We start from the raw sequence: 6,284 nt of genomic DNA on the forward strand, positions 1-6,284 counted from the left end.
ACGCTCATGCCGACGTCAGGAAGTCTGGGCGATGTTGGCGCCAAGGTCGTGGTGAGAGCCAGGCGCGTCGTCGGTTCGTCTGCCGTGGTTCAGATGGGCCAGCGGGCGCGGACGATTCCGTCGTCGTCCGGTCGCACGGCGACGAGCAGTGGGTTGTGATCGGCGGTGGTGAGCGGTATGAGGATGGCCGCGCGTGCATCCGCGAACGCGTCGGCCAGGTCCGCTCGGCTGTTGCTGTCTGCGTAGAAGCCGTGGATGCTGCCGTCCGCGTGTTCTAGGACGGCCATTCCGGTGAAGTCCGGCGACATCGTGCGTAGCACTGCTGGAACGTCGGTGGGTAGGTCCGGCCACACGTTCAGCAGGGCGCGTGGACCGAGGTCGGGCACGGCGTCGCCGGTGAGTCGATGCCAGCGGGAGTGGTTGGCGACGACCTGCTCTTGCAGCAGGAGCCTGCCGTGCTGTGCCATGAGTGTCGCCACCTCGGCCCAGAATGCCGCGTTCGCCGGACGGGATTCGTACGGTTCGTCGTCGTCCGGGGCGTAAGGCGAACCGTCCAGCGGTTCGACGAACAAACCGCTCGCGGTCGTCAGCGCGGTCGCGTGTCCGCACGGTTGGTCGCTTCCGATGTACATGTATTGGTCCCAGCCGACGTGGACGAAGAACCGGTCTTCGACTTCGAGGCGGCACCACGCGCCGTTGTCGCGCAGCATGGCGCGTACCAGTTCACGTCCGACGTCCAGGGTGATCTGTGCGCCGTCGTGGTAGCCGGTGAGGTCGGGTGGGAACAGTCCGTGCAGTCCGTGGCCGTCGACGGGTGGCTCTACTCCGAAGTGGACGAATCCACTGACCTCGGGGTCGCGGATGGTCATCATGGTCACGCCGGTGTCTTCGGCGAAGGCCGTCACCGCGGCAAGGTAGGCGGCCTCCACCGGACCGTGGTCGCTCGATACATCCTCGGACCCGCGGTGTCTTCCCCTGGCATCGCGATCGGCCGGATCGTACTTCGTGATCCGGTAGACGTAAGACGTGCTCATGGTCGACGGGGCCGTCCTTCGAAAGTCGGATGATCGATTCGGTCACGTTAGCCGGGCAACCACGTCGACAGCGACCAGATAACAGCAAAGCCCTGGGCGGACACTGCCGTGAGCCCGACCCGACTGCGATTCCGTGCTCGCACGCCTCTACCGGCACCTCCGCGTGCCCACGAACGTCCTGTGGCTGTGACTGTTTGAGTTGACCGCAGATGTTTGTGGGTTGTGACCGCACTTGCGGGCCGAGTTCATGATCAATGTTTGATGGGAAGTGACCGCGCTGGTGAGGCTAGGGCGGCTGGTGTCCTCGGTTTATCCAGCTGCGCATGATTTCGGCGGCGAGCCAGTGCCCGCGGATCTCTGCCTCCTCGACGACTGGGATGCCGTTGCAGCGTCGGAGTGGGTCGGCGCCGCGAGCGAGTAGGAACGCGGTGGTGTCGGCATGCAGCGGCTCGCCGGTCTGGACGTGACCGTCGTGTTCGACGTCGATGGCGTGGCGCAGAAGGGTCCAGCCGTCGCCGTTGTCGTCCTCGATGTCGTGACCGGCATCGAGGAGGTCTCGTAGCCGGGGTAGGTCTTCGAGTTCGACGGAGTGGTGAGCTGGTGACCAGGACATGGTGTGCCTCTGCGAGATCGATGCTGGGTCTGTCGCACGATATCGGCCGGGGCGGCTGGGAAGCCGCTGGGCTGTGGTGATCTCGATCAGTGTTCGTAGGGCCAGCGGTTGTCCGCGATCGGTGTCCCGGGGGCGAAGCGGAGGCGCGCGTCATTGGGGCCGGTGCCGAGGGCGTGGCCGATCTCGTGCCAGCTGTGGCCGTTCGCTCGGGCGTCGTGCACCAGCTGCGGCAGGAATCGTTCGGCCTGCTCGATCAGGGTGATGCTGGTGAGGTCGTCGCCTAGCCAGAGCCCGCGGCGCTCGGCGAGGGTGGCCAGAGCCTCATCGATCAGGTCGAAGGTGTCATCGCCGCTTCGCGGGCTTGGATCGTTGCTGGTCATGGTCGTCTGCCTGGGCTCGGCTGTGGGCGAGGCGGTAGGAGTCGGTGCCGGTTTCGATGATGTTGCCGCCGAAGGTGAGGCGGTCGACGATGGCGGCGCAGAGCCGTGGGTCGGTGAAGGTTTTGGTCCAGCCGCCGAAGCTTTCGTTGGAGGCGATCGCGACGGACGCTTTCTCTTCGCGTTCGGTGAGGACCTGGAAGAGCAGTTCGGCGCCGCGGCGGTCGAGTTCCATGTAGCCGAGCTCGTCGATGCAGAGCAGGTCGACGCGGCCGTAGCGGGCGATGGTCTTGGCGAGGACCATGTCGTCGGCGGCTTCGACCAGCTCGTTGACCAGCTTGGTGGCCAGGGTGTAGCGGACCCGGAACCCGGACATCGCGGCCTCGGTGCCCAGTGCGATGAGCAGGTGGGACTTGCCGGTGCCGGAGTCGCCGATCAGGCAGAGCGGCAGGTCTTTCTTGACCCATTCGCAGGTGGCGAGTGTGTGGATGGCGGCTGGGTCGACGCTGGGGTTGGCGTCGAAGTCGAAGGCGCGCAACGACTTCTCCCGAGGAAAGGCTGCCGCTTTGATGCGGCGTTCGGAGCGGCGACGGACTCGGTCGTCGCACTCGGCCATGAGCAGTTCGGCGAGGAACCCGCGGTAGGACATCTGTTCCCGGGTCGCTGCGTCAGCGATGTCGGGGAACTGGGTGCGGATGGTGGGCAGGCACAACAGGCGGCAGGCCTGGTCGACAGCGGCGTCGGCGGCTTGCTCGGTCAGGCCGCGGTGGCGTCGAGCGGTCATGGATTCGTCCCTTCTCTGGGAGTTCGGTGGCTGGGCAGCAACTGGTCATAGATCGCCACCGACGGCAGCGGCCGGGTGTCGGGCGGCAGCTGGGTCAGCCGCCGCTCGGTCAGCGAGGTCACCGCCGCGGCCGGGATGACCCGGTCGGCGGCCGACGGTGGTGTGGTGTCGGTGTCGGCGGCCTTGCGGGCCTCGAGCGCGACCGCGTCCGCGGTCAGCGCGCCGGCGCGCTGACCGCGGACGCGGCCAGACCGGCGACGACGTGTTCGTGGGTTATGTGCCGGTGCAACAGCAGGACGTGGATCAACGCGCGGGTGCCATCGCGGTCGCCGTGGGTCTTGCGGGCAGCGGCCCACCAGGCGTCGTGCACCGGGGTGAACTTGCCCGCCGCGCGGGCCTGCTCCAGAGCGGTCGCCCCAGGCAGGGCACCGGGTTTGCGGACCAGCGCCTCGAGGTAGTGGTCCAGCTCGAGACGAGTGCCGGCCTTGGCCAGCAGCCGCTCGTGCCGAGCGACCTCGGTGCGGCCGTCAAACACGATCAGCTCGGAGGCATGCAGCAGCACCCGGACCCGGCGCCCGATCAGCCGGACCGGCACCGAGTAGCGGTTGGTGCGGACACTGATCTGGCTGAACCGGTCGACCCGCGGGGTGAACCAACGGCCGGTCTCGAACGGCTCGTCCGGCAACGGCAGCAGCAGCGGAGCCTCGAGTGCGAACATCTCGCCGACCGTGCGTGGCCGAGCCCCGATCCGGCGGGTCTCATCGGCGACATCCCAAGCCTCAACGCAGGCGTTGAGCTCGGCTAGCGAGCTGACTTCGGGAACCGGGGACGAGGTGATTGCGGCGGAACCAGCCGATCTGGCCCTCGACCCCGCCCTTCTCGTGCGCGCCCTGCAAACCGGGCTGGCAGTAGAAGGGCTCGATCGCCCAGTGCGACCGGAACGCGGTCCACCGCTCGGTCTCCACCCGCTGCCGCGAGAACCCCAGCACCTGGGCGACCGCAGCCTTGAGATTGTCGTAGCGGATCTGGCCGAGCGGGACACCACCGAGCACCCGGAACGCGTGCTCGTGCCCCTCGAAGAAGGCTTCCTGGCCGCCCGACAGGGAAATCTTGTGAACGGCTTTACCAGAGAACGACAGCCGCAGCGCGAACAGGAAACACGTCACGAGCGTGCCGCGAAGCCGCACGGCGACCTCGCCGAAGTCGACCTCCGCCTCCTGCCCCGGCCGATGCGACTGCGGTATGAACACCTCGGCCGGGCCACGCCCGGCCTCGGTCCGGACCTCGGGCTTGCGAACCGCGACGTAGGCGCGGACCACCTGATACGACACGTCGGCCAGGGCGTGCTCGTCGATCAACCGGTCGAAGATCCGCTTCACCGTGTGCCGCTGTTTCCGCGGCGCATCCAGGTCCGCACGCAGGATCTCGTCGATCACCGGCTTGAATGGATCGAGCTTCGACGACCGCGGTGGTGGCTTCTTCCGCGGCTCCGGCCACGCCGACGTCATCGCCTTGACCACCGTGCGCCGACCTACGTTGTACTTCCGCTCCAAAGCAAGCCCGGACATACCAGCCCGGGCGTCCCGGCGGATCGCCGCGTAGAGCTCTACCTTCGACGGTGGGGACATACGTGCTCCGCCAAGCACACGTAGCCGCCCACCGCAAGGGTTCACTCGCGGTCAAATCTCACGAACACCAACCTCGCAACCACACCGACCGCGGTCACTACAGACGGACAACCGCGGTCACATCACGCAGACAAAACCAGTCCTGTCATGCCGCTTAGCGGGAGTTTGCTGAACGCGCTCAAATGCCGCAGGTCGAGCGCTTGAGAGAGTGTGCGCGCGCCGAGACGAGCGTCTTCAACTGGGCTTCGGTGAACTCGAAGTGGTTACAGGGGACGCTGCGTGGCGACTGCTTCCCTGGAGCCGGCCTCGTTTGCTCATCGACGATGCGGCGTCTCATTCACCGTCATGCGCTGGAGGGCTTCGGCTCAAGCGTCGCCGCGCGAACGATGCTCGATCCCTGGAGTTGCCAGCCAGACCGGTCAGGTTTGAGCGCGCGACGGCGTCGAGCGGGCGGGGCTGGTCGACGTCGGCCCTGCAGTCGTTCACCGGCTGTCCAGGTCCCTGTGGGTGCCCATATCGGCGGAAATACGGCTACGCCGACGTGGATGCGAAGCCGTATTCGCGCAGGATGCGCCTGTTCTGCGTGTCGTTCCAGGCTGGGGTCAGAAACTCGAGTGCGTCGGCGGGCATGGCGTTGGGGTCGGTCCAGACGAGCTCGGTGCACTTGTGCGGCTCGCGGATCTGCGGGGTGCCTCTCCATACTCGGGCGGTGTAGAAGATGTCGATCCTCGGTTCCTGGGACATCCGGAACCAGGTGGCGCCTGGGAGCAGGTCGGCGGCGCGGAGTTCGATGCCGAGTTCTTCGCCGAGTTCGCGGATCGCGCACTCGGTCGGTGTTTCGCCGAGGTCGACGTGCCCGGCCGGGAGCCCGCGTTGCCCGTCGGCGTAGCCGGAGCCGGCACGCCGCATCAGCAGCACGTGCTCGTCCGCCAATTCGTGTCCGTAATCGAGTTCCTGATGAGGAAGACGTGCACGGCGAGGGGGTAGCGATCGTGTCTGGTGTCGAACACGTACTGCTGGGCGGTCATAGGGCTCCTCAGTTGGCGAGTGCGGTGGCGAGGGGTTGCGGCTGGATGTCGCGTGATCCGTCGACGTAGACGGTAATGCCCTTGCAGCCGAGTTCGAACGCGGTGGCGTACGTGTCGTACACGTCGATCGGCCGGGCGGTCGCGGGCAGATTGACGGTCTTGGACACCGCTTCGTCGACGCAGGCCTGCACCGCGGCCGCCATCGCCAGGTGTCCTGCCGTGCTGATTTGTGACGCGCTCGCGAGTACCGCGCGCAGCTGCTGCGGCAGGGTCGGGTCGGCCGGAAGCCGCCCGTGCGTGTCGACGAAACCGAGCACGTCGGTCCGGCCCGCGGTTTTCAGTGCCGCCACGACTCCTGCGCGTTGCTGGCCGGGCAGGTCGTCCGAGAGCCGGAACAGTGGCTCGATCCCGGTCGAGGCCCGCACCACCGGCGCCGAGCGGCCGGTCGGCGGCACCGCGATGGTGGAGGAGTTCCGTAGCAGCCCAGTGGTGGCGATCTGGTCAGCGAGGCTGCCCAGCCGCCGCGGGTCACGCTGTCCACCTCCAGATCGGTGAACCGGCGCAGAAACCTCGGGTCGGCGTAGCGGGACCGGCCGCTGGCCACGGCTGGGCAGCCACCGCGGGTGCGGGCCAGTTCGACAGAGGCGAGTTTGGAGTCCTTCGAAAGTAGGACGACGGCTGGCCCGCACCACTGCTACTGAGGAATCGGGAAAAGGTGGCGTGGCTACAGGTGGTCGTGAGTGGCAAGTCGTGTTCTAGCTAAGACGCCAGGGAGTCCTGGGCGTTTCTAGTTCCGCCAGGGCCGTGTTGAATGTGCTCA

6 protein-coding genes and 1 pseudogene are annotated in these 6,284 nt (G+C 67.1%); all 7 read right to left on the reverse strand.

Annotated features, from left to right (window positions below):
• Window positions 1-89: 89 nt before the first annotated feature.
• A complete protein-coding gene (locus ACZ3HL_RS44295) occupies window positions 90-1,034 on the reverse strand; it encodes an RNA-binding protein (protein WP_465537942.1) in 945 nt (314 codons plus the stop codon).
• 286 nt (window positions 1,035-1,320) lie between these two features.
• Window positions 1,321-1,647, reverse strand: coding sequence for an ankyrin repeat domain-containing protein (locus tag ACZ3HL_RS44300; protein ID WP_465537943.1), 327 nt, complete (start codon window positions 1,645-1,647; stop codon window positions 1,321-1,323).
• An 86-nt stretch (window positions 1,648-1,733) separates the two neighbouring features.
• A complete protein-coding gene (locus ACZ3HL_RS44305; protein WP_465537945.1) occupies window positions 1,734-2,027 on the reverse strand; it encodes a hypothetical protein in 294 nt (97 codons plus the stop codon).
• Window positions 1,990-2,808, reverse strand: a complete 819-nt coding sequence (gene istB, locus ACZ3HL_RS44310) for an IS21-like element helper ATPase IstB (protein ID WP_465537947.1) — start codon at window positions 2,806-2,808, stop codon at window positions 1,990-1,992. The genes ACZ3HL_RS44305 and istB overlap by 38 nt, the downstream gene beginning before the upstream one ends.
• A pseudogene (gene istA, locus ACZ3HL_RS44315) lies at window positions 2,805-4,436 on the reverse strand (IS21 family transposase). The gene istB and the pseudogene istA overlap by 4 nt, the downstream one beginning before the upstream one ends.
• A gap of 531 nt (window positions 4,437-4,967) precedes the next feature.
• On the reverse strand, window positions 4,968-5,369 hold the full coding sequence (locus tag ACZ3HL_RS44320) for an NUDIX domain-containing protein (RefSeq protein WP_465537948.1): 402 nt from the start codon (window positions 5,367-5,369) through the stop codon (window positions 4,968-4,970).
• Window positions 5,370-5,472: 103 nt separating this feature from the next.
• Entirely contained in the window at window positions 5,473-5,919 is a 447-nt protein-coding gene (locus ACZ3HL_RS44325; RefSeq protein ID WP_465537950.1) for a hypothetical protein, read from the reverse strand.
• Window positions 5,920-6,284 lie beyond the last annotated feature (365 nt).

Source organism: Amycolatopsis sp. NPDC000009 (assembly GCF_055563465.1).